At 74.3% G+C, this 23,154-nt stretch carries 20 protein-coding genes; 9 read left to right on the forward strand and 11 right to left on the reverse strand.

Features of this window, described 5'->3' with window-relative positions; all coding sequences use genetic code 11:
- Positions 1 to 13: 13 nt before the first annotated feature.
- From DWV08_RS13210 to DWV08_RS13225, 4 genes are all read right to left on the reverse strand, one after another.
- Positions 14 to 769, reverse strand: a complete 756-nt coding sequence (locus DWV08_RS13210; RefSeq protein WP_115414226.1) for a glycerophosphodiester phosphodiesterase — start codon at positions 767 to 769, stop codon at positions 14 to 16.
- A 153-nt stretch (positions 770 to 922) separates the two neighbouring features.
- Positions 923 to 2,317 (reverse strand): ABC transporter substrate-binding protein, encoded by a 1,395-nt coding sequence (locus tag DWV08_RS13215; protein WP_115414227.1) that lies wholly within the window; start codon positions 2,315 to 2,317, stop codon positions 923 to 925.
- 181 nt (positions 2,318 to 2,498) lie between these two features.
- Entirely contained in the window at positions 2,499 to 3,404 is a 906-nt protein-coding gene (locus DWV08_RS13220; RefSeq protein WP_241237240.1) for a carbohydrate ABC transporter permease, read from the reverse strand.
- Positions 3,401 to 4,426 carry a carbohydrate ABC transporter permease gene (locus DWV08_RS13225; RefSeq protein WP_115414228.1) on the reverse strand — a complete coding sequence of 342 codons (1,026 nt, stop codon included), beginning with the start codon at positions 4,424 to 4,426 and terminating at the stop codon, positions 3,401 to 3,403. The genes DWV08_RS13220 and DWV08_RS13225 overlap by 4 nt, the downstream gene beginning before the upstream one ends.
- Before the next feature lie 526 nt (positions 4,427 to 4,952).
- On the opposite strand from DWV08_RS13225, the gene DWV08_RS13230 reads away from it, so the two are divergent.
- Together DWV08_RS13230 and DWV08_RS13235 are read left to right on the forward strand one after the other, a co-directional pair.
- The gene (locus DWV08_RS13230; protein ID WP_115414229.1) at positions 4,953 to 6,026 is read left to right on the forward strand and encodes a LacI family DNA-binding transcriptional regulator; all 1,074 of its coding nucleotides are present in this window, start codon (positions 4,953 to 4,955) and stop codon (positions 6,024 to 6,026) included.
- 136 nt (positions 6,027 to 6,162) lie between these two features.
- On the forward strand, positions 6,163 to 6,684 hold the full coding sequence (locus DWV08_RS13235; RefSeq protein WP_115414230.1) for a ferritin: 522 nt from the start codon (positions 6,163 to 6,165) through the stop codon (positions 6,682 to 6,684).
- A 131-nt stretch (positions 6,685 to 6,815) separates the two neighbouring features.
- Here DWV08_RS13235 and DWV08_RS13240 read toward each other — a convergent pair whose 3' ends face one another.
- On the reverse strand, positions 6,816 to 7,745 hold the full coding sequence (locus DWV08_RS13240; RefSeq protein ID WP_162801576.1) for an endonuclease domain-containing protein: 930 nt from the start codon (positions 7,743 to 7,745) through the stop codon (positions 6,816 to 6,818).
- Between the two features lie 329 nt (positions 7,746 to 8,074).
- Between DWV08_RS13240 and DWV08_RS13245 the strand changes: the two genes are divergently transcribed.
- From DWV08_RS13245 to DWV08_RS13265, 5 genes are all read left to right on the forward strand, one after another.
- Entirely contained in the window at positions 8,075 to 9,145 is a 1,071-nt protein-coding gene (locus DWV08_RS13245; protein ID WP_115415031.1) for an LLM class flavin-dependent oxidoreductase, read from the forward strand.
- Positions 9,146 to 9,394: 249 nt separating this feature from the next.
- Positions 9,395 to 10,312: an exodeoxyribonuclease III gene (locus DWV08_RS13250; protein WP_115414232.1), complete on the forward strand. Its 918-nt coding sequence runs from the start codon at positions 9,395 to 9,397 to the stop codon at positions 10,310 to 10,312.
- Positions 10,313 to 10,440: 128 nt separating this feature from the next.
- Positions 10,441 to 11,439 carry a hypothetical protein gene (locus tag DWV08_RS13255; RefSeq protein WP_241237241.1) on the forward strand — a complete coding sequence of 333 codons (999 nt, stop codon included), beginning with the start codon at positions 10,441 to 10,443 and terminating at the stop codon, positions 11,437 to 11,439.
- 302 nt (positions 11,440 to 11,741) lie between these two features.
- Positions 11,742 to 12,425 (forward strand): hypothetical protein, encoded by a 684-nt coding sequence (locus DWV08_RS13260; protein WP_127097483.1) that lies wholly within the window; start codon positions 11,742 to 11,744, stop codon positions 12,423 to 12,425.
- Between the two features lie 148 nt (positions 12,426 to 12,573).
- Positions 12,574 to 16,113 (forward strand): S41 family peptidase, encoded by a 3,540-nt coding sequence (locus DWV08_RS13265; protein WP_115414235.1) that lies wholly within the window; start codon positions 12,574 to 12,576, stop codon positions 16,111 to 16,113.
- A 138-nt stretch (positions 16,114 to 16,251) separates the two neighbouring features.
- Here the strand turns inward: DWV08_RS13265 and DWV08_RS13270 are convergent, their stop codons facing one another.
- Positions 16,252 to 16,572 (reverse strand): hypothetical protein, encoded by a 321-nt coding sequence (locus DWV08_RS13270; RefSeq protein ID WP_115414236.1) that lies wholly within the window; start codon positions 16,570 to 16,572, stop codon positions 16,252 to 16,254.
- An 89-nt stretch (positions 16,573 to 16,661) separates the two neighbouring features.
- Here DWV08_RS13270 and DWV08_RS13275 point away from each other — a divergent pair, with 89 nt between their 5' ends.
- Positions 16,662 to 17,651 (forward strand): LysR family transcriptional regulator, encoded by a 990-nt coding sequence (locus DWV08_RS13275; RefSeq protein ID WP_115414237.1) that lies wholly within the window; start codon positions 16,662 to 16,664, stop codon positions 17,649 to 17,651.
- Between the two features lie 88 nt (positions 17,652 to 17,739).
- On the opposite strand, the gene DWV08_RS13280 is transcribed toward DWV08_RS13275, so the two are convergent.
- Together DWV08_RS13280 and DWV08_RS13285 are read right to left on the reverse strand one after the other, a co-directional pair.
- Complete coding sequence (locus tag DWV08_RS13280) at positions 17,740 to 18,030, reverse strand: DUF1905 domain-containing protein (protein WP_115415032.1); 291 nt, start codon at positions 18,028 to 18,030, stop codon at positions 17,740 to 17,742.
- 57 nt (positions 18,031 to 18,087) lie between these two features.
- Positions 18,088 to 19,233 (reverse strand): glycerol dehydrogenase, encoded by a 1,146-nt coding sequence (locus DWV08_RS13285; protein WP_115414238.1) that lies wholly within the window; start codon positions 19,231 to 19,233, stop codon positions 18,088 to 18,090.
- A 384-nt stretch (positions 19,234 to 19,617) separates the two neighbouring features.
- Between DWV08_RS13285 and DWV08_RS13290 the strand changes: the two genes are divergently transcribed.
- Entirely contained in the window at positions 19,618 to 20,595 is a 978-nt protein-coding gene (locus DWV08_RS13290) for a universal stress protein (RefSeq protein ID WP_241237242.1), read from the forward strand.
- Here the strand turns inward: DWV08_RS13290 and DWV08_RS13295 are convergent.
- The 3 genes from DWV08_RS13295 to DWV08_RS13305 are packed head-to-tail and all read right to left on the reverse strand — an operon-like array spanning position 20,574 to position 23,100.
- Positions 20,574 to 21,515: a TolB-like translocation protein gene (locus DWV08_RS13295; protein WP_115414240.1), complete on the reverse strand. Its 942-nt coding sequence runs from the start codon at positions 21,513 to 21,515 to the stop codon at positions 20,574 to 20,576. The two genes, DWV08_RS13290 and DWV08_RS13295, sit on opposite strands and share 22 nt — an antisense overlap.
- Positions 21,512 to 21,991, reverse strand: a complete 480-nt coding sequence (locus tag DWV08_RS13300; RefSeq protein WP_115414241.1) for a heme-degrading domain-containing protein — start codon at positions 21,989 to 21,991, stop codon at positions 21,512 to 21,514. Before DWV08_RS13300 ends, DWV08_RS13295 begins: the two co-directional genes overlap by 4 nt.
- Positions 21,988 to 23,100, reverse strand: a complete 1,113-nt coding sequence (locus DWV08_RS13305) for a Gfo/Idh/MocA family protein (RefSeq protein ID WP_115414242.1) — start codon at positions 23,098 to 23,100, stop codon at positions 21,988 to 21,990. Before DWV08_RS13305 ends, DWV08_RS13300 begins: the two co-directional genes overlap by 4 nt.
- Between the last annotated feature and the right edge of the window lie 54 nt (positions 23,101 to 23,154).

Raw genomic sequence — 23,154 nt, forward strand, 5'->3', positions numbered from 1 at the left:
GTGGACACGCGTCTCAGACGGCTGGGCGCCGCGAAATCAGCGCGGACGCCCAGGCGGGGTCGTCCACGGTGAGAGTGTCGCAGCCCAGCTCGAGGGCCCGTTCGAGCTCCTCCTCGGTGCGGGCGGTCCACAGGTTCAACCTCGCACCGAGCTCGGCGGCCCGTTCGACGTCGGCCTGACGGGCGTCGGCGATCCGCACCCCCACGTGCGCCACCCCGAGATCGCGGCAGGACTGCCACCACTCGGGCGAGGTGGCGGTGGTGGTGCGCATCAGCGGGATCTGCGGTGCGAGCTCGCGGGTGCGGTGCAGGGGCGCCTCGTGGAAGGAGAGGACGACGGCAGGGGCGGCCGGCTCCTTCCAGGCCGACGGCGGGAAGTGCTCCTGGAGGATCCGCACCACCCTGTCCGTCGCCTCGGGTGCCTTGATCTCCACCAGCAGCGGAACCCGGGTCCCGTCATCGCGCACCGCCGCCTCGAGCACCTGGGAGAGCGTGGGGACGTGCTCCCCCCCGCCCACCAGCGCCCGGTCCAGCTGGTTGCGGGTGAGCTCGGCGACCGTGCCCGTGCGCACCGGGGAGTCCGGCTGCGCGGTGCGGTCCAGGGTCGCGTCGTGGATGATCACGTCCCGCCCGTCGGCGCTGAGGTGGACGTCGCACTCGAGCCACTGCGAGCCGTCGGCGACACCGCGGCGGAAGGACGGGACGGTGTTCTCGGGCGCGACGGCCGCGGCGCCGCGATGCCCGACGATCTCGGGCTGCTGGGGGGTCATGTCGGGGGCCTCCTCGAAAGGTTCAGGGTCAGGGCCCGCCGGCTCGGAGCGCGGCGGGGGGGCCGACGGCCCCGGGCGGGAGTGCGCCCGGGGCCGCGACGGCTCGGCGGCGGGCCCGGACCGCGGGCCGGCGACGCCGGCAGTGCCGAAGGATCAGTTCCAGCCCTCGAAGGCGACGGCCTCGTAGTCCTCGCGGTTGTCGTCCAGCGTCTCCTGGAGGGTGGCCGCGAGGGCGTCCAGGACCTGCTTCGGGTCCGCGCCGTCGCCGAAGACCTGGCCCATCGCGGCGCCGATCTCGGTGACCGAGCCCTGATCCCAGTTGGGGTAGTCCGCGGTGCGGGCGTTCTCCAGCTGGCTCAGCGCGACGCCGTAGTTCGGGTTCGCGGCGACCTGGTCCTTGACCTCCTGGGACTCCTGGGCGGCCTGGACCACCGGCACGTAGCCGGTGCCGATGTGCCAGGCGGCGGACTTCTCCGGCTGCGCCAGGAAGCGGAACAGCTCGGCGCAGGCGTCCTGGCGGTCCTGGGAGTCGGTGCGCACGAGCGACAGACCCGAGCCACCGGTCGGCACCTGCTTCTGCTCGCCCTCCTTGGAGAGCATGTACGCGGTCCCGATCTCGAAGAGCCCCTCGGTGGCCGCGGTCTGGCCGGTGAGCGAGGCGGTCGAGCCCCGCCAGCCGGCGGCGAGCCCGGAGGCGAAGTCGGTGCCCGAGGCCTGGGCGAGGTAGCCGTAGCCGTCGTCGTGGATGAACTTCCGCATCCACTCCAGCCATTCGACGCCCTTGTCGTCGTTGATCGTGACCTGGAAGTCCTGGGTGGCGTTCGCGCCGCCGAAGCCCCAGATGTCGGCCTGGCCGTGCCAGGCGTCGGGGCCGAAGGCGATCGCGGACAGCGGGCGGCCCTCGACCTCGATCTTGGCGAGCTCGGGGGCGAACGCGGCGAGGTCCTCCCAGGTCTCGGGGCCCTCCTCGGGCAGACCGGCCTCGATGTAGCGGGTCTTGTTGTAGTAGAACAGCGGCGTCGAGCGGGCGAAGGGGACCACGTAGGTCTCCCCGGCGGCCTTGCCCTCGGCGACGTAGTTCTGGATGTAGACGTCCAGGTTCCACTCCTCGTCGAAGTAGCCGTCCAGCGGGGCCAGGGCACCGGACTGGTGGAACTGGAGCCACTGCAGCTCGGGGAAGCAGACGATGTCCGGCACGGTGCGGGCCTGGAGGGACGCGGTGAACTTCTGGTTGAGGTCCGCGTAGGAGCCCACCGATTCGGCGACCGCGACGATCTCGTCCTGGGATTCGTTGAACTCCGCGAACTGCGTCGCGAGGACCTCGAAGTTGGTGCCGGTGAAGGGCGCCCAGAACAGGATCGGGGTGCGGCCCTCGTACTCGGAGGGCACGGTGAGATCGGCCTGGGAGAAGCCCTCGCGGAGGTTGCTCTCGGCGCCGTCGGCGCTGCCGTTGGGGGCGCCGCAGGCGGCGAGGCCGGCCGCGCCGGCACCGAGGCCCAGAGCCGCCAGCAGGTTGCGGCGGGAGACGGGGAGGGGGCTGCGGGACATGTGAATCGCTCCTTGGGAGGGTTCCGGTGGGATCGAGGGGGTCTGACGGGGACGTCCTGGAGGACGGGGTGCGGGCCGCACGCGGCGTGGCGCGCCGACGCCCGCCCGGGCAGGGCCCGGGGCTGGTGGGGGTCCGGCCGACGGCGCAGGACGGACCGGAGGGCGGCCGGGGCCGCCGCACTCACTTCATGGCGCCGGCGGCGAGGCCGCCGATGATGCGCTTCTGGGCGAGGAAGAAGAGGATCAGCATCGGCAGGGAGACGAACACGGCGCCGGCCATGATCACGCCCCAGTTGCTGTACCCCTCCTGGCTGCGCAGGAAGAGCAGGCCGATGGGCAGGGTGCGCATGTCCGCGGTGCTGGTGACGATCAGCGGCCACACGTACTCGTTCCACTTGCCGACCATGACGATCAGCGTGGCGGTGAGGATCATCGGGCTGGACAGCGGCACCACGATGGTGAGCATGCGGCGCAGGTGGCCCGCCCCGTCGATCTCCGCGGCCTGCAGGATGTCCTTGTCGATGGTGCGCATGGACTGGAACAGCAGGAACATCGCGAAGGCGCTGGCGATGCCCGGCAGGATGATGCCCTGATAGGAGTTGAGCCAGCCCAGGTTCGCCACGGTGATGTAGTTGACGATCAGGGTGACGTGACCGGGCAGCATCAGCGAGCCGACGATCAGCACGAAGACGGCCTTCTTGAACGGGAAGTCCACGAACACGAAGGCGTAGGCGCACAGGATCGCGAGGGAGATCTCGAGGACGGTGCCCACCCCGGTGGTGATGATCGAGTTGAGGAAGAACCGGTCGAAGGGGGCACTGCCCCAGGCCTCCACGAAGTTGCCCAGGGTGAGCTCCCGGGGGATCCACTGCAGCGGCCAGGTGTAGATGTCCTGGTGCGGCTTCATGGCGGAGGAGAACAGCCAGTACAGCGGGATGAGGAACACCGCGATCGTCGCGAGCACGCCGGCGATCATCAGGCCGGTCGCCCAGTGCGGGCGGCGCGGGCCGCGATCGCGGCCCCGGTTGGGCGGCGCGGCGGCGGAGGGGTTCTCGAGCGTGTCCGGATCGAGGGTCTGCGCGCTCATGAGTCGTAGTTCACCTTCTTGTCGCCGTAGCGGACCTGGACGTACGTGATGATCAGCAGCACGACGAGCAGCACGGTGGCGGCAGCCGACGCGGTGCCGATGTCGAACTTCTGGAAGGCCTCCTCGTAGACCATCCAGCTCAACGTGCTCGAGGACACCCCGGGGCCGCCGCTGGTCATGATCGAGATGATGTCGAAGGCCTGGGCGGCGGAGATGATCCCGGTGATCGAGAGGAAGAACGTGATCGGGCTCAGCAGCGGCAGGGTGAGGTGGCGGAACAGCTTCCAGCCGTGCGCGCCGTCGAGGGCCGCGGCCTCGTACAGGTCCTTGGGCAGGTCGAGGATCGCGGTGTAGCAGATGACCGTGACGAACCCGAGCCGCTGCCAGGTGTAGGCGATCGTGATCGCCCACAGGGACCAGTCCGAGGTGGTGGTCCACGCCGGCGAGGCCGCACCGAACAGGGAGAACACCCAGCGGGAGAGGCCGTAGTTCGGGTCGAACATGAACAGCCACAGGATGCCGACGGCGGCTCCGGGCAGCATGTGCGGGGCGAAGGCCATGGTCTGGGCGAAGCCGGTCAGCGGCACCTTCGTGGCCAGCAGGCTCCCCAGCAGCAGGCCGAGGACGAGGGAGCCCACCACGCTCACGCCGGTGAAGATCAGCGTGTTGACGATGACCTGCCCGAAGCCCGCGTCGGTGAACAGGTCGGTGTAGTTCGCCAGCCCCACCCACTCGGGGCTCGGGGCCACGAAGTCCCAGTCGAAGAAGCTGAGCCCGATGTTGTACAGCGCGGGGTAGTACGAGAAGACGATGATCGCGATGAGGTTCGGGGCGATCAGGGCGCCGAAGAGCAGGGCGTCGCGGCGGGCGCGGCGGCGGCGCTGCGGCGAGCGCCGGCGCCTCTCGCTCCGGCCCTGCCGCATCGGGGCGTCGCCCCCGGAGGGGCCGACGGGCTCCTCGGGCGGCACGGGCCCGGACGGGACCGCGGGCTCCGTGCGAGGGCTGCGGACGGTGATCGACATGGGAGCGCTCCCAGATTCCTGGTCGGACGATGGCCCGGAGGTCATCGAGGGTGTCGGTGGCGTCCCGGGGCAGGCCGCGGGTCGCAGGGCACTTCAGAGCTGCCCGCGGCGGTGGCGGGGCGGGACGAGTCGGGACGGCCAGCCACCCCGGCGTCGTCGACAGGCACACCGTAGAGAGCCGCATGCACTCCCGCCAAGAGCGCACCCGTGCAGGTGAACCCGGCATGAACGTCGCCTGTCGCTGCTGGTGGGAGCGCTCCCACGCCGGGTCTCCGGCGATCCGTCGCACCGTCTCGCGCACCGGACGGGGCGGTGTCCACCGAACGTTCACCGCCGGGTCAGCAAGAGTTCGCCGACGGCCACTCCTGGTCACCGGTCCGAGAACTCGGACTTCACCGGACGGCCATTCGTCATCCCTGGTGAGCGCCGACTGCTGGGCTATCCTGCACCGAACCACCGCCCCGGGAACTGCGCCGGCCCCGCCCTGCGGGAGCGCAGCGCACCGGACCGGGAGGAAGGACGTGCCATGCCCCGACCACCGACGATGGAGGATGTCGCACGAGCCGCCGGCGTCTCCCGCTCCACCGTCTCGCGGGTGTTCCAGAACGGCGGGGAGCGCGTCTCCGCGGATGCGACGGTCCGGATCCACGAGGCCGCCAAGCGCCTGGGATACGTGCACAACCTCGTGGCCAGCGGTCTGGCGTTGCGGCGGGGCCGGCAGCTCGGCCTGCTGATCCGCGATGCCACCAATCCCGCCTACGGCCACCTCCACGCCGAGATGAACCGGGCGGTGCAAGGCGTCGACCGCCAGCTCATCTCGGTGACCGCCTCGCGCCACGACTACGGCACCGCCGAGGTGGAGGGGCTGAACCGGCTGATCGGGCAGCGAGTGGCGGGGGTGTTCGTGGGCACCGGGGTGACGGCCGCGGAGGATCTCGTGGAGACGGTCACCGCGACGCCGATGATGATCGTCGGCCGCCCCAACGACCACCCGCAGATCGAGTCCGTCAGCTACGACGAGCGCACCCACGGCCGGCTGATGGCCGACGCGATCGCCGCGGCGGGACACCGCCGGATCGCGGTGCTCACCGCCCCTCTGCTCTACTCCCGGGTGTTCGACCTGCGGATGCGCAGTCTCGCCGAGCGCTGCGGGGAACTGGGCCTCACCACGATCCCGGTGGATCTGCTGCCCGTGGAGCACGGCGTGGCGCGCGCTTTGGACGTGGCCCGCGAGGAGGCGCTGAGCTGCATCGTCTGTCCGGTGGACTTCGTCGCCCTGGACCTGCTGCGCGCCGCCGTCGCCCGCGGGGTGCGGATCCCCGAGGACGTCAGCACCGTGGGCTTCGACGGGCTGGGGGACGGCCTCGACCTGCTGGGCCTGGCGACGGTCCGGCTCCCGGTGGCCGAGGTCGCCCGCGAGGCCGTCACCAGGATGGAGGCGCTCCTGGTGGCGACCCAGGAGGATGCCGAGGGTCCGCCTCCACCCGGCGGCGACCAGGGCGGTGTCGACGCGACGGCGCGGGCCCGTCACCTGGTCATCCCCGGCCGGTTCCTGCCCGGCCGGACGCTGTCGAGCGCCCCCGAGCACCTGCGCACCTGAGCGCCCGCCGCCGCGGACGCCGAGGTCACGACCGTGCCCCCACCCGCTCGGGCAAGGCTCGCCGGGCATCGTCGTTCCAGGTCAGGACAACCTTCCCAGGGGTGACAAGCGCATCGGCGAGGGCTACGGTCGGAGCATGAAGATGAGCACCGACCTTGAGAAGAAGTTCCAGGAGCAGATCACCCTGGAGTTCGCCGCCTCGATCACCTACCGCCAGCTGGCCATCGAGGCCGACGAACAGGACCTCCCGGGCATCGCCGCGTGGCTCCGCCACCAGGCCGACGAGGAGATCGTGCACGCCAACAAGTTCATCCAGCACGTCTCGGACCGCGGCAACCACGCCGCGATCGGCACCATCACCGAGCCCGGCGTGAAGCCCGGCCTCTCGGTGCTGGAGATCTTCGAGGCCGCCCTCGCGCACGAGGAGAAGGTCTCCGAGGCGATCCGCGAGCTGTACCGCAGCGCGGACAAGGAGGGCGACTACGACTCCCGCCCGCTGCTGAACTGGTTCGTGGACGAGCAGATCGAGGAGGAGGCCACGGCCTCGGAGATCATCGGCCGCCTGAAGCTGATCGGCGACGACGGCTCCGGCCTGCTCCGCCTCGACGCCGAGCTCGGCGAGCGCCCGGCCGGCTCCACCGAGGCCGACGGGGAGTGACCCCGCCCCAGGCCTGATCGCCGCGACACGGCCAGGGTCGGCCCGGACAAGGCGGCCTGACCACCGAAGGGATGTCAGCGGCTCGAGACGTGCTATATGCAGGTCGCGGGCCGCTGACGTCCTTTTCATGGTCACCGCGACCGCAGGGCACCGGCCTCATCACGCGGGTCCCGCAGCAGGCCGTCGCCATCGAGCCGGGCCGACCGCTGCGACCGCGCGATCCGATGGTCGCCCCTGCGCAGCATCACCAGGAGGTCCGGCAGCACCTCCTCCCACGAGACCATGACGTCCTCGTAGGTCAGCCGCACCACGGTGTATCCCCGGCGCCGGGCCACGCGGTCCCGCCGTCGATCCTTCGCGTACGCCTCCGGGTCCGAGTGGTGGGTGGCGCTGTCGCACTCGATGATCAGCCCCTCCCCCACCACGAGGTCGACGCGGCCCACACCCGGGATCTCCACCTGCACCCGCACGGAGACACCGCGCCGCTGGAGCGCGCGGCGCACGAGGGTCTCCGTTCCGGATTCCGCGGCCCGGACCAGCGGGAAGAGTCGGCGCCGTCGCCTTGCCGACAGCGACCTCGTCACCTCGTTCGCCTCATCACTGCTGATCAGGCGCCGGTTCAGCCCCGATTCGAGCACCACCGCCGCATGATCTGCGCCCAGGCAGTGCATGGCGTGCTCGAGCGCCGTGAGCTTCGGGAGCACGGGGTGCTCGTCGGGCCAGGTGCGCAGCGCGGAGGTGTGCAGGACGACCCCGCTCCCGCGGCAGGCGGCGGACTCCCCAGCAGACGGTCCCACGCGCCGCCGCGCCTCATGGGCCCCGCTCTGCCGGGGGATCCAGAACCCGTAGAGCTCGAGGGCGTCCACACAGGTAAGGCGATGCCCCCGGCGCAAAGCCGCTCGGACGTGCGGCGGCGTCTGCACCGTGCCGTAGAACCCTCCGCCCAGCCGCTCCACCACGCCACGCTCCACCAGCGTCTCGATCTCGCGCCGACGGTGACCGGCCCTCGCCAGCTGGCGCCTGGTGCGGACGTGGACCTCGGGAGCGCGGGAGGGGATCATCGCCCCACCCTGCCGCCGACGCAGGGCGGTGCGGGGCCGGACATCGGGAGATGTGGACAAGCGGGCGATGAGGAGGATCGGCGGTGTGGACGCGGGGGCGCGCAGGCGGAACCACAAGGGGACGAGGGGATGCAAGGGTGAGGGAGCGCCTCGCCGTGGGCCTGTCCACCGACGGGACGTATACGGCAACAGGCCGGCATTTAGCAGGTCTCGGGCCGCTGACGTCCCTTTCATGGACAGAGCCGCGAGCCCGAGAGGAAGAGGCATGCCCCTCACCACATCCCATCCCTCCTCTACTCCCACTTTCAACTACTTGATAGGGTGTGATCATGCGTGCCTTCGGATTCCTCAGCTTCGGCCACTACGGCGGCAACCCCGCCCAGGGCGGGCTCACCGCCCGTCAGATGCTCCACGACGCGATCGACATCTCCGTCGGCGCGGACGAGCTGGGCGTGAACGGCGCCTACTTCCGCGTCCACCACTACGCGCGGCAGTCCGCCGCGCCGATGCCGCTGCTCTCCGCGGTCGCGGCGCGCACGCAGCGGATCGAGGTGGGCACGGGCGTGATCGACATGCGCTACGAGAACCCCTTGTACCTCGCGGAGGAGGCGGCGGCCCTCGACCACATCGCCGACGGCCGGGTGGCGCTGGGCATCTCCCGCGGCGCCCCCGAGGCCGCGGACCGCGGCTGGGAGTCCTTCGGCTACACCGGCTCCACGGACCCGCGCGGCGCGGACATCGCCGCGGCGAAGTTCGAGACGTTCCTGCAGGCCATCCAGGGGCACCCGATGACCCGCGCGGCCGCCCAGCCGTACATGTCGGACGCCGCCCCGCACGCCCCGCTCGCGATCGAGCCGCAGTCCGAGGAGCTCATCCGCCACATCTGGTGGGGCTCCGGCTCGCGCGCCACCGCGGCGCGCACCGGTACCCAGGGCCTGAACATGATGAGCTCCACGCTGCTCACCGAGGCGAACGGCGCGAGCTTCGGGGATCTGCAGGCGGAGCAGATCGACGTGTTCCGGGAGGCGTTCCGCGAGGCCGGGCACACGCACATCCCCCGCGTCTCCGTCTCCCGCAGCGTGTTCCCGATCCTCAGCGACCGCGACCGTGTGCTGTTCGGCGCGGGCCGGGGCGGCGACGGCGACCAGATCGGCATCATCGACGGGACCCGCTCCACCTTCGGCCGCACCTACACCGGAGAGCCCGACCAGCTGATCGAGCAGCTGCAGGCCGACGCCGCGGTGCAGTCCGCGGACACGCTGCTGCTCACCATCCCGAGCCAGGCCGGGGTCGAGCTGAACCTCCAGATCCTCGAGAACTTCGCGACGCACGTCGCCCCGGCGCTGGGCTGGAAGCCCAACACCGAGGGGCCCGTCGTCGGCGACCCCGCCACCGCCTGACCGAGCACCGCCCCTTCGTCACGGACGGGCCGATGGTGATGCGAGGTGCATATATGTGCACCTCGCATCACCATCGGCCCTCGCGCGACATCGGCGCTCCTCCGGAAGAGCGGGGAAGGGAGGGCCCGTCGACGCTGGGAATGTGGCAGGGCAGGGGGCGCCGGGACCGGGCCGGACGGGAGGCGGGGGGCAGGCCGGGCGGGCGCCGAGAGGCCGCGGGGGTGAGCCCGCACTCGGTAGCCTGCGGGGATGCTCCGCATCGCCACCGCCAACGTCAACGGGATCCGGGCCGCGCACCGCAGGGGCCTCGGCGACTGGCTCGCGACGCGCGGCTGCGACGTGATCGCGCTGCAGGAGGTGCGGGCGCAGGCCGCGAAGCTGCCGGAGCGCGCCTTCGGCGACTTCCACGTGGCGCTGGAGACGGGCACCCTGCCCGGCCGGAACGGGGTGGCCGTGCTGACCCGTCGGCCGCCGGCGGCGGTGCGCACGTGGAGCGGTGCGGCGCTGCTGGGTGCGCCGGGCGCGCCCCTGGCCCCGGTCCCCGCCGCGGAGCGCGTCCCGCTCGCCCGGGGCCTGGCGCGCTTCGCCGCCGAGGGCCGCTACCTCGAGGTGGACCTCGACGACGGCCCGCTCACGATCGCCTCCCTCTACCTCCCCAAGGGCGGCCTGCCCGCGCACCTGCAGCGGCCGGAGCGGATGCGGGAGGCGCCCGACGGCGGGGCGCGCTACGCGCGCAAGATGGGCTTCATGGCGGCGTTCGCCCGCCAGCTCGCCCGCACCCGTCGGGCGGCCGCGGCCGACGGCCGGGAGTTCCTGCTGATGGGGGATCTCAACATCGCCCACACCCGGCAGGACCTCGCCGCGTGGCGCCGCAACCAGCAGCACGACGGGTTCCTGCCCGAGGAGCGGGAGTGGCTCGGCCGGCAGCTCACGCCGCGCACCCTGGTGGACGTGGTGCGCCGCCTGCACCCCGAGGCCGACGGGCCGTACACCTGGTGGTCCTGGCTGGGACAGTCCTTCGCGAAGGACGCGGGCTGGCGGCTCGACTACCACCTGGCCACGCCCCGCCTCGCGCGTGCCGCGATGACCACCGCGGTGGACCGCGACCACGAGGGCGTGCGGCTCTCCGACCACGCCCCCGTGGTGGTCGACTACGACCTCCCCTGACGCCCGCACCACGGCCTGCTCACGACTGCATCACGTCCCCGCTCCCGGCTTCCACCGGGCCGCGGCGGCACCGTAGAGTGGGCTCGTCCGAGCGCCGGTGGGGGCGCTCGCCCAGCCAGGAGGTCCTGATGCCCGCGCCGCCGCACGCCGCCGCCCCGGCGGCACCGGCACCCGCGGCACCGTCGGCTCCCCCGGCACCCGCCCCCGCGGCACCGGCTGCCCCCTCGGGCACCGGCCTGGGCAGCGCCGCGGCGCGCGCCCTGTTCACCCCCCGCGCGGGGGTGCGGGACCTGGCCCTGTGGGGCTCCTCCTCGATGTCCTCCACGCGCGGGGACGAGTCCACGCCGCTGCCGATCCGCATCCACCAGCACCTGGTGCTCGCCACCTCGCCGGGCACCGTGCACCCGCACGGCGTGGGCGCCACCTGGTCGCAGCACGCGGTGCTGATGCGCGGTCTGGACACGCCCGTGGCCACGCCGCAGGGCGCGCCCGACCCTGCCACCGGCGCGGTCGCGGTGGCCCTGGACTCCGGCCTCCCGCCGCGCGGGCCGATCGAGTTCCCGGCCCGGATCGGCGAGGTGCCCGGCACGCTGGGCAAGGCCGAGGGCGCGTGGCTGTTCACCCCGGAGGATCCCGCCGCGACGGTGCGCGAGGGCACGCTGGTCTCCGCGCTCGCGGAGCGGGTGGCGGAGGCGCGCCAGGTGCTCTGGATGGGCAAGAACAACATCACCCAGGTGGACCAGGTGCTCGAGGACACCCATCGCATGTGGGAGGCCACGGCGACCCCCGAGGAGGACACCCTGGTGCTGGGCCAGTGGGCCACCTCGAACGATCCGGTCGGCTCCGCCACCGGCGACGCCCTCGCCCAGGTCAACGCGACCCAGGCGGAGCGCTACGGGGCGCACTTCGTGGATCTGCAGTCCCTGTTCACCAGCGAGGCGGGGCTGGGCTGCGCCCCGCTGGCACCGCTGCGCCTGTTCGAGCAGGGCTCCACGCAGGACGCGATCGCGCAGGGCGTGGCGCCGCCGCTGCTGGTGGCGCGGGACTCGATCCACCTCAACGGCTGGGGGAACCTGGCCGTGGGCTGGGCGCTCATCCGACGGATGCGGGTGCTCGGATGGCTGTGAGACGACCGCCCGCCCCGCACCTGCGCACCGGCCGGCCGGGCGCCATGCCGTCCACTCCGTCGGTCCCGGACCTGGCGCCGGGCGCCGGGCCGTCCACCCCGTCGGCCCCGGCGCCGGTCGCCGAGCCCGCCGCCCCGCGGACCGCTGAGCCGGTCCCACCGCAGGCACCCGCCGCCCCCGCGCCGGCGCCTCTGCTCCCGCCGGCCACGGACACCGCACACGCGCCCGACCCGACCCCGATCCCGGCCGGGCCGCCCGCGCCGGCTGCCTCGCGCCCCTCGCACGCCCTCACGCGGCGCACCGTGCTGGCGGGCTCGGCGGCGCTGGCGGCGGTGGGGCTGCCGGTCACCGCCCTGGTGGTCGCCGATCCCGACGCCGCCCCGGTGGCCGATGCCGTGCGCGGCGCGGACACCGCCGACACCGCGCACTCCGCGACCGCCCCGGACGACGCCCTCGAGGCGCTGCGCTGGGCGGATGCCATCGGCGTGCTGCCCGCGCGCGAGGACGGCTCCTTCGCGGCGCAGGCCACGCTGACCCGCGGCGACCTCGCCCTGGCACTGCACCGCTTCGTGGGCGCGCCGGCCGTGCCCGCGGACGCCGTGCCCACCATGCTCGCCGACCTCGACGAGGACCCGGAGCGCCGCGACGCGCTGCTGTGGCTGTTCGGGCACGGGGCGCTGTGGGGCGACGACGCGCTGTGCGTGCACCCGCAGGAGCCGGCGAGCCGGGAGGGCGCCGCGGAGATCCTCACCGCGATGCTGCGCCCGAGCCTGCGGGCGGCGGGGATCGCCCCGGACCAGGTGGACGCCGAGCTGGACGTCCCGGAGGGTGCGGCGGACTCCGCGGCGGCCTGGATCGTGCGGGCCGGGCTGGTGCCCTCGGCGCTCTCCGACCTCCCGGGCGAGGCGACCGTGACCCGGGGCGAGCTCGCCCAGCTGCTGCGCCGCGCCGACCAGGTGCTCTCCGACGCCGTCGACCCCGCCTGAGCGGCCCGCCCTCCCGGACCGACACGGCAGCCCGCCCGACCCGACGCGGCCGCCCGCCCGCCCGCACAGCACTCCGCCCGCACAGCCCCGCCCCGACGGCGCGGATTTCCGCTTCGCGTCGTGGGGGCGCGCGCATAGGGTGGGAGCCATGTCGACGACGCCCGCTCATGCCGCCTATCTCCGTCACCCCGATGTCCGCGGGGACCTGCTCGCCTTCACCGCCGCGAACGACGTCTGGCTCGCCCCGCGCACGGGCGGCCGCGCCTGGCGGCTGACCGACGAGGGCGCGCCCGTCGGCTACCCCCGCTTCTCCCCCGACGGCCGGCACGTCGCCTACACCTCCCGCACCTCCGGCGGCCCCGAGGTGTGGGTGATCGACGTGGAGGGGGACACCGCACCCCGTCGCCTCACCTTCTGGGGCCGTCCCACCACGAAGGTGGTGGGCTGGCTCGACGACGGCCGCGTCATCGCGACCACCAGCTACGGCGCCCCGCTCGCGCGCGACGCGCAGCTGTGGGCGGTGGACCTCTCCGGCGGCGCCGAGCTGCTGCCCCTCGGGCGCAGCGGCGAGGTGGCGATCCACCCCTCCGGCACCACCGTGGTGGCCACCCCGTGGCGCCGCGACCAGGCCTCCTGGAAGCACTACCAGGGCGGCACCGCGGTGAAGCTGTGGATCTCCCATGAGGACCTCCCCCTGGACGCCCCCGCCGCACAGCACGCGGCCCGGCGGTGGGAGCCGCTGCTGGAGGAGGTGCTCGCCTCCACCCTGCGGATCGCCTGGCACGGGGACCGGCTGCTGTTCGCCTCGGACACCCCCGGCCCGGGTGCGGCGCTCACCGATCGAGCCAGCGCGAACCTGTGGTCGGTCGCGATGGACGGCTCCGACCTGCGCCGACACACCTCGCTGACCTCTGCGGACGGATACCTGCGCGAGCCCGCGACCGACGGCGAGACCATCGTGTTCAGCTCCCGCGGGCGCCTGTTCACGATGGACTCGCCGGAGGCGGCGCCGCGCGAGGTGGAGATCCGGATCGCCGGCGTCGGCGCGGCCCGCCTGCCGCGGCCCGCCTCCCCGAGCGAGAATCTCCTGGCCATGCGCCCGCTGCACGATGCGCGGGCGAGCGTGGTGGAGTGGCGCGGCAGCGCCCATGCCCTCACCCATCGCGGCGGCCCCTCCCGCCTGCTGGCCGGCAGGTGCGGGCTGCGCCTGCGCGAGGTGCGCCCGCTGGGCCGCTCCCCCTATGCGCTGTTCGTCTCCGACGCGGAGGCGCAGCGCGACCGCGAGGAAGGCGGGGTGGGCTCCGACGTGCTGGCCCTGGCCCGCCTCGACGGCGGCGGGGAGGAGATCCGCCTGGACCTGGGCGAGGTGGGGCGGATCCTGCACGCGATCCCCTCCCCCGACGGCTCGAAGGTCGCGATCTCCAGCCACGACAACGTGGTGCGCCTGGTGACGCTGCGCGGCGTCGAGGACCCGGCCGGGACCTCGCCGCACGCGGCGCCGCAGACCGCCGCGGCCTCCGTGTGGGAGCAGGACGCGGAGCACGCCGTCCCCGCCCCGCACCTGGACCACGTGCGCGAGATCGGCCGCTCCGGCGGCGGCGAGGTGCGGGACCTGGCCTGGTCCCCGGACGGCCGCTGGCTGGTGTGGGCGGAGCCGAACTCCTGGCAGCTCAGCCGCCTGATGGTCTCCGACACCGAGGATCACGAGCCCACCGGCCGGGCGCTCACCTCCGGGAAGTTCCAGGACTCCGCCCCGGCGTTCAGCGCCGACGGGAAGCACCTGGCGCTGCTGAGCCTGCGCACCTTCGAGACCGTGTACGACGACATGGTGTTCGACCTGGGCTTCGTCAACGCCGAGCGGCCGTTCCTGCTGCCGCTGGAGCGCACCACCGCCGATCCCTTCGGCCCGCACCCGGACGGCTGGGGCGGCGCCGGGGAGGAGAAGGGCTCCGGCGACGGCGGCTCCGGCAAGGAGTCGGCGAGCAGCGCCGACGGCGCCGCGCAGCCTGCGGCCGGCGGCGCGACCGGCGGGGCGAGCGCGGCGGGCGCGGACGCACAGCCGCCGGCGAGCTCGCACAGCGCCGCCGGGGCGGAGGACGCCGCCCGCGCCCCCGAGACCCGCATCGATCTCGAGGAGGTGGAGTCGCGCCTGGTGCCCTTCCCGGTGGTCTCCGGCTCCTACTCGCACCTCACCGCCGTGGACGGCGGCTTCGTGTGGCTGCGCCACCCGCAGGAGGGCGTGCTGGGCAGCGCCCGCGCCGGGGTGGAGGGCGAGGCGCCGACGCCGACGCTGGAGCACTGGTCCCTTGCGGACCGCAAGCTCACCGTGCTGGCCGAGGGCGTCACCGATCTCGCCGTCTCCGGGGACGGCAAGGCGCTGGTGCTGAAGCAGGGCACCTCGTGGGTGCAGGTGCCCGCCACCCGCAAGGCGGAGGACGAGGACCCTTCCCGCATCGTCATCGACACCTCGCGGCTGCGCCTCACCGTGGATCCGGTGGCGGAGCGCCGCGGGATGCTGTGGGACAACTACCGGATCATGGCCCAGCAGTACTGGCGGGCGGACATGGACGGCATGGACTGGCACGCCATGACCTCCTGGTACGACCCGGCGATCGAGCGCGTGGTCACCGAGGACGACTTCCAGGACCTGATGTGGGAGGTGCAGGGCGAGCTGGGCACCTCGCACGCCTACGTGCAGGGCCCGGTGTACACGGCCGATCCGCCGATGCTGCCCGCCCACCTCGGCGCGGACTTCACCGTGCGGGACGGCCGCTGGGAGATCGCCCGGATCCTGCCCGGGGACTCCTCCGATCCCGATGCCCGCTCGCCGCTGCTGGCCCCCGGCGTGGGGGCGCGCGTGGGTGACGTGGTGCTGCGCGTGGACGGCCGTCCCGTGCCGCCCGAGGGCGTGGAGGCGGCGCTGCTGGGCGCGGCGGGCAAGGCCACCGAGCTGGTGCTGCTGCGCGACGGCGCCGAGCACCGGGTGGCGGTGACCCCGCTGGCCGATGACGCCGCCCTGCGCTACCAGGCGTGGGTCGCCTCGCGCCGGGAGCACGTCGCGGAGCTCTCCGGCGGCCGGCTCGGCTACCTGCACATCCCGGACATGGTCTCCTCCGGCTGGGCGCAGATGCACCGCGACCTGCGCGAGGCCACCACCAAGGAGGGCCTGGTGGTGGACGTGCGCTACAACAGCGGCGGCCACACCTCGCAGCTGGTCACGGACAGGCTGGCCCGCCGGGTGCTCTCCTGGGACTACCCGCGCCACGAGCGCCCCGGCACCTACCCCGCCTTCGCCCCGCGCGGCGCGGTGGTGCTGGTGACGAACCAGGAGGCCGGCTCCGACGGCGACATCGTGAACGCCGTCTCGCGGGCGCTGGAGATCGGGCCGATCATCGGCACCCGCACCTGGGGCGGCGTGATCGGGATCGACGGCCGCTACGACCTGGTGGACGGCACGGGCGTGACCCAGCCGAAGTACGCCAGCTGGTTCGAGGGCGAGGACTGGGCGATCGAGAACTACGGCGTGGAGCCGGACATCGAGGTGCCGCTGCCGCCGAACGCCTGGGTGGCCGGGGAGGATCCGCAGCTCGCCCGCGGCGTCACCGAGGCGCTCGCGCTGCTGGAGCAGACGCCCGCCGCAGTCGCGCCGCCGCTGCCGGCGCCGCGCTTCGGCCGACGGGACGGCTGAGCCTCCCCCGTCGTCGCGCCGCCCGCCGCCCGCCGGTCGCCCCGCCCGTCGCTGCGCCCCTCGGCCCGCCGGTCACTGCGCCCCTCGGCCCGCCGGTCACGCCACCGCACGCCCGCGGTGGCGCGACCGGCGGGCCGTTCACCGCAGCATGTGGGCGGCGATGTCGGGGAAGCGCACGGCGAGGTCCTGACGCGGCTCCCGCCCCGGCCCCGCGACGTCGACGCCGGTCTTCGGCGCGGTGCGGGCGACGGGGTGGGTCCCGTCGGGGCGCAGCTCACGGGTGATGTACGAGTTCCCGAGCACGATCCGCTCGGCGAGAGAGAGGTCCTGCTCCGCGGCGCGCCGCTGCGCGCGCGGCGTGGCGAGGCGGACGGCGAGCAGACGGGTCAGCGCCCCGAGGGTGACGGCGGCGACGGCGATGAGGACGATGAGGGCCAGGCCCAGGAGTGCTGCGGTCATGTCTCGATCCTTCGCCCCACCACCGTTCAGCACAAGCAACGATATGCACCGCTCTGTTCAGTGTGGCTGATGGGTCGTAGGCTCAGGCCATGCTCGATCCGCTGAAGCTGCGCGTGCTCCGCTCCGTCGTCGAGACGGGCAGCATCCGTGCGAGCGCCGAGGCGCTCGGCTACACCCCGTCAGCCGTGAGCCAGCACCTCACCAGCCTGCGCCGGGAGACGGGGCTCGACCTCGTGGAGCGCTCGGGCCGCGGGATCGTGGTGACCGCGCACGGACGGCTGCTGGCCGAGCGGGCCGGCCCGGCGCTCGACGCCCTCGCCGCCCTGGACCGCACGGTCGCGGACCTCCGCGCCGGCCGCACCGGCTCCCTGCGCCTGGGCTACGCGACCTCGATCGCCTCCACCTGGATCCCCGAGCTGGCCCGGGACGTGCGCCGGCGCTTCCCGGACCTGGATCTCGAGCTGGTGCTGCGCAGCTGCTCCATCGACGACCTGATCGAGGACGACATCGACGTGGCCGTGGGCGAGACCAGCCCCTCCCCGGCGGTCGCGGAGTGGCTGGCCCAGGAATTCCTCGAGGAGGGCTACGTGGCGATCGTGGGGCGCGACCATCCGCTCGCCGGGCGGGAGAGCGTGCAGCTCGTGGACCTCGCCGAGGAGGACTGGGCGACCGACGACCCGCCCGGGTCCCCCTGGTTCGCGCGCATCGTCTCCGCCTGCCGCGCCGCAGGATTCACGCCGTGCGTGCAGATCAACCCGCAGGACTTCTCCACCGTGCTGGGATTCGTCGCCACCGGGGACCACGTCACCGTGCAGCCCTCCCTCATCGCGCAGGACCTCCGCACCGACCTGGTCGCAGTCCCGATCCGCTCCCCCGCACTGCGCCGTCGCCTGAGCGTGCAGGTGCGCCGCTCCCTGCGCGGCCACCCGGCCGCCCGCTACGTCGTCGCGCGCCTGCACGAGATGGCGGAGGAGCGGGCGCGGAAGATCGACGGCGTCTCCCACCTGAACCCGCCGCCCGCCCCGCCGAAGGAGACGGCGAGCGGGACCGAGGCCCGGCCCCTGCCTGCCGCGCTCTGACAGGATCGATCCCGGGCAGGGCAGGCACCCTCGCCCCGTCCAGGACGCCTGACCACCGGCCCGACCGCCCTGTCGCCCGCCGGCGCGCTCAGCGCTCCTCGATGTGGAGGGAGATCTGCACCTCGTCCCCCACTCCCACGCCCTCGGCGCGCTGCACCGCGACCTTCACCGGCACGAGGTAGCCGCCCTCGCGCGGGAACAGCGAGGTGGTGAAGTCCGTGCCGCCCAGGCGCACGGCGGCGGGGATGCAGCCCCAGCCGTAGGTCGCGGCGCGGGCGATCGCGGCGATCGCGTCGGCCTCCTCGTCGGGCACCCGCGCGAACACGTAGGGCGCCGGGCCGCGCCATTCCACGGTGGTCGCGGTGAAGGTCAGATCCATGCACCGAGGGTAGGCCGCGGCGGGCACGGTCGCCATCGCGCCCCGAGGGCGGGGCGCTCAGTGGCCGCCGCCGGTGTACCGCTCGGGCTCGGGCAGGCCGTGCTCGCGGCGGACCCGGCGCGAGAGTCCCTCGAGCGCGGTAAGGGCGGCGAGGACGTCCTCGGCGGTGACGGGGAAGGGCATGGCGTGGATCGTCTCCCCCTCCACGGTGGCGGCCTCGGCGATGGCGCGCAGCTCCGCGGTGTCCTCGGGGGCGAGCCCGATCTCGGTGAGGGTGTTGGGCAGCCCCACGCGCGTGGTGAACACGACGAAGTCCTCGATCTCCGCCGTGGGCGCGCCCTCGAGGACGAGCTGGGCGAGCGAGCCGATGTTCACCTTCTGGCCGTGGGTGAGGCCGTGGGTCTGCGGGGCGGCGGTGAGACCGTTGTGGATCGCGTGCGCGGCGGCCAGCCCCCCGGACTCGAAGCCCAGCCCGGACAGCAGCGTGTTCGCCTCCACCACCGCCTCCAGGGCGGGCGTCACCACGCGCGCGGAGACCGCGTCGAGCGCGGGCAGCGCGTTCTCCCACAGGATGTCCCAGCTCAGCTCGGCGAGCGCCGTGCCGGCGAGGGTGGGGCGGCCGCCGGCCATCGCCGAGGCGGTGCCGCGCCGGGTGGCGCGCGCCTCGAGCCAGGTGGCCAGGGCGTCGCCGATCCCGGCGGCGAGGAACCGCACCGGCGCCTCGGCCACCACCTGGGTGTCGATGAGCACCAGATCCGGGTTGCGGGGGAAGAAGCGGTACTCCACGAACTCGCCCTCGGCCGTGTAGATCACCGCGAGCGCGGAGGTGGGGGCGTCGGAGGAGGCGGCGGTGGGCACGCTCGCCCAGCGGATCCCGGCCAGGTGGCCGGAGGCCTTGGCGGCGTCGATGGTGGAGCCGCCGCCCAGGCCCACGATCACGTCGTGGCCGTCCGCGGAGATCACCTCCACCAGGGCGTCCACGGCCTCCGGGGTGGCGAAGCGCTCGAAGCCCACCCGCACCACGGGCAGCTGCGCCGCCTCCAGCGCCTCGGTGACCTGGGCGGAGAACAGCCCCCAGACGGTGTCGTCCGCGACGATCAGCGGGCGGTCGCCGAGGGCGGCGAGATGGGTGCCGAGCGCGCCCAGCGCGCCCTTCCCCTGGACGTAGCGGCTGGGGCTGGCGAGAACGGTGAGCTCGGACATGGCGTGGCGCTCCTTCGGGCCGACGGTCGGGCCCGCGACCGCGGGCCCGAGAGGGAGTCTTCCCCGTGGCCGGGGACGGGACAACGGCGCTTCTCGTCGGCCGAGAAGCCCGCCCGCGGGAGCGCACGGATCCGGACGTTCGGCCCTCCCGCGACCCCGTCCCCGGCCTACGATGGAGCCCTCGACGGCGCCCTCCCCGGGGGCGGCGACGTCGGTCCTGGTGAGCCCCCGGTGCAGGAGGTCGAGATGCCCCCCGACGGCCCCACCACCCCGCCCACGGCGCCCGGGAGTCCCGCAGTTCCCGGGAATCCCGCAGTGCCCGAGAGTCCCGCAGTGCCCGAGAGTCCCGCAAGACATGAGCACCCCGCCACCGAGGCCCCCGCGGTGCCCGCGAGTCCCGCCGCGCGCCCGCTGGGCGTGCTCGTCGGCTTCGACGGCTCCGACCAGTCACGCCGCGCGCTGCTGTACGCGGCGCGCGCCGCACGGCGCCTGGGCAGCGCCCTCACGGTGGTGACCGCCTACACCGTGCCCACCCTCGCCTACGCGGACGCCGCCCTGGTCCCCACCGTCCCCGCGGAGGTGGCGCGCCTGGCCGCCGCGCAGTCCGTGCTCGAGGAGGCCCGTGAGCTGCTGCGCGGCTACCCCGGCGAGGTGGACCTGCGCACGGCGCACGGCGACGCCGCCGGGGTGCTGGTGGGCCTCTCCGAGCGGGCGCAGCTCGCGGTGGTGGGCGCGCGCGGTCGCGGCGGGTTCTTCGGACTGCTGCTCGGCTCGGTCTCCTCCGCGCTGCCGGCGCACGCCCACTGCCCCACCGTGGTGGTGCCGCGCCAGTACGAGATCGGGACCGACCAGGGCGCGGCCCGCTTCGCCCCGGTCGACGAGGACACCCCGGTGGTGGCCGGGATCGACCGCTCCGCGAGCAGCGCCTCCACCGCCCGCCATGCGGCGGTCGCGGCCCGCACCCGCGGCGCTCCGCTGCACCTGCTGATGGTGATGCCGCTGGCGGAGGACTGGGGCGGCGCGTCGATGTCCTGGCTGCCGGATCCGGATCTGCTCGAGCGCCACCGCCGGGAGCTCGCCGACCAGCTCGCGCAGGACGCCGAGGCGCTGCGCGCCGAGCACCCGGACCTCACCATCACCTCCGAGACGGTGCTCGCCGAACCGGTGACCACCCTCATCGAGCGCACCGCGGGCGCTCAGTTGACGGTGCTGGGCACCCGCGGGCACGGTCGCGTGGCGAGCACCCTGCTGGGCTCGGTGTCCCAGGCGGTGCTGCAGCGGGCCCAGGGGCCCGTGATGGTGGTGCCGGTGCCGGCCCGGGAGATGGGGGCCGACGCGGCTCAGTCCTCCGCCAGCGGATAGTCCACGTAGGCGACGGCGGAGCCGTCCGGGGCCCAGCCGGGCACGTTGAGCGTGCCCTGCCCGCCGTGCAGGCGCACGATCGTGGTCGGGGCGTCCCAGGCGTCGGTCGCGACCAGGCGCAGCTCCACCTCGCGGTCCGCGGGGTGACCCTCGGTGCCGGGCGGGAAGCTGAGGTACACCGCGACCTCGCCGTCCGGGGCGACGTGCGGGAACCAGTTCACGCGCTCGTCGGCGGTGAGCTGCTCGAGCCCGCTGCCGTCCGGGCGCACCCGCGCGAGCTGCGCATGGCCGGCGGTCTCGCTGAACTGCTCGGTGTTGAACACGATCCACCGCCCGTCGGGCGTGTACTCGCAGCCGTCGGCCGGCCCGGGGTGGGTGGTCACCGCGAACGGCTCCCCGCCCTCCCGGGGCAGGGTGCGGATCGTGGCGCTGGCCCACCAGTCCTCCCCCTGGGGTGCGAGGTGGACGTAGGCGAGGGTGGCGCCGTCGGGGCTCACGCCGTGCAGGAAGTGGAGGCCGCCGTCCTCCGGGGTGAGGCGGCGCGGCGTGCCCGCGGTCGCGGGTCCCGTCAGCGGCACCTCCCAGATGTGGAAGTCGTTCGCGGAGGCGAGGATCGCGGCGCCGTCGGGGGCGAGCACGTGGTCGTTGTTCACCGGCGGGAGGCCGGGGACGTCCAGCGCCGCCGGCGGCGCCGTGCCGTCGGCCGGGAGGAACCACAGCAGGCCGTCCGCGTTGACGAGCAGGCGGCCGTCGGCCGTCCAGTTCGGTGCCTCGTAGAGCCGCTCGGCGCTCTCGTGCACGGTGCGCACGGCGCCGGTGGCGCGGTCCCAGATCCGGATCCGGCAGCGCTGCCCCGGCCGCAGCACCCGCCCCGGAGGGGTGGCGCTCTCGGCGGAGGCGCTCTCGCCGGCGGCGCTCATCGCGACCCCGCGGCGTCGAGGTGGGCGCGCAACGCGGCCACCACCAGGTCGTGGTCTTCCTGGGAGGAGAGCCCCGAGGCGGTGAAGGCGGCGACCACCCCGGCCCCGGCCACCCGGATCGGCACGGAGCCGCCGGTGACGGCGTAGGACTCGTCCAGCCAGCCCATCGCGCGCGGCTCCACGCCGGCGCCGGTCAGGCGCGCGTCGACGAGCGCGCTGGAGGCCTCCATGCGCAGCACCACGTTCGCCTTCCGCTCGGCCCAGGAGGCCTGGTCGGGGGCCGCGCCGGGGAGCACGGCGCGGAAGAGCACGAGCTGGGGCCGGCGGATGTCGAGCACCACGCCGTGGCCGGCGGCCCGCGCGATGTCGACGGCGGCGGCGCCCAGCTCCCAGGCGTCCTCGGGGGTGAAGCGGGGCAGGACCAGCTCGCGCTCCTGCTGCTCGAGCAGGGCGATCTGCGACGCGGCGGCGCTCATCGTGACGCTCCGGCGGTGGCGGCGCGCTCCCCGCGGGCGGGAGGGGCCGAGGCGAGGTCCTGCGGGGGTGCGAGCACCCCGGCGGCGAGCACCTGCGTGCGCGCCGTCTCGAGCATCTCCATCACGGCGATCGTCTCCTCGTGGGTGTGCTCCGGCGACTCCACGCGCCCTTCGCCAGCGTACCGGGCCAGCGCGGTCGCCTCGTAGGACAGCGCCGCGAAGCCGCGCAGCATCGTCGGGTCCTGCCAGCGCACGCTCGGGGCGCCATGGGCGGCGCTCTCGACCGTGAACGAGGTGGGGTTGTAGAAGGGGCCGTCCAGGTGCACGAACGCCTCGGTGCCGGCGATGGTGGCGGTGGTGGGGGTGCGCTCGAGCAGCGAGGTGTACAGCGTGGACACGGCACCGTCGGCGTGGGTGGAGACCACGGCGGCGTTGGCGTCCACGCCGGTCGCGGTGACGGTGCCGCGCACCTCCAGCGCGGTGGGGGCGCCGAGCACCATCTGGAGGAACTGCGCGGGGTACACGCCGAGGTCGAGCAGGGCGCCGCCGCCCAGCTCCGGGTCGTACATGCGGTGCTCGGCGGGGCGGATGATCCGCTGGCCGTGGTCCGCGGAGGCGCTGCGCACGTCGCCGAGCTCGCCGCTGTCCAGCAGGGAGCGCAGCACGGAGGTCTGCGGCAGGTAGCGGGTCCACATCGCCTCCATCACCAGCACTCCGGCGGCGCGGGCGGCGGCGGAGAGCTCGCGGGCCTCCGCGGCGCTGACGGTGATCGGCTTCTCGATCAGCACGTGCTTGCCCAGCGCGATCGCGGCCAGGCCGATCGCGGCGTGCTCGCTGTGCGGGGTGGCGATGTAGACGACGTCCACCTCGGGGTCCGCCAGCAGCGCCTCGACCTCGCCGTGAGCACGGTCGATCCCGTGGGCGTCGGCGAAGGCGCGGGCGCGGCCCAGATCGCGGGAGCCGACGGCGACCACGCGCTGGGCGCTGTGGGCGTGCACGGCGCGGACGAACTCGCCGGCGATCCAGCCGGGGCCGACGACGCCCCAGCGCAGTGACGGCTCGCCGTCGTGGGGGTGGTGGATGCGGGCGGCGGGCAGGGTGGTGAGCATCGAGGACCTCCGAGGGTCGGACATCGGGGTGCGGCGGCGCTGCGACAGGCCCCT

Origin of the sequence: Brachybacterium saurashtrense (genome assembly GCF_003355475.1) — a bacterium.
Taxonomy (GTDB): domain Bacteria; phylum Actinomycetota; class Actinomycetes; order Actinomycetales; family Dermabacteraceae; genus Brachybacterium; species Brachybacterium saurashtrense.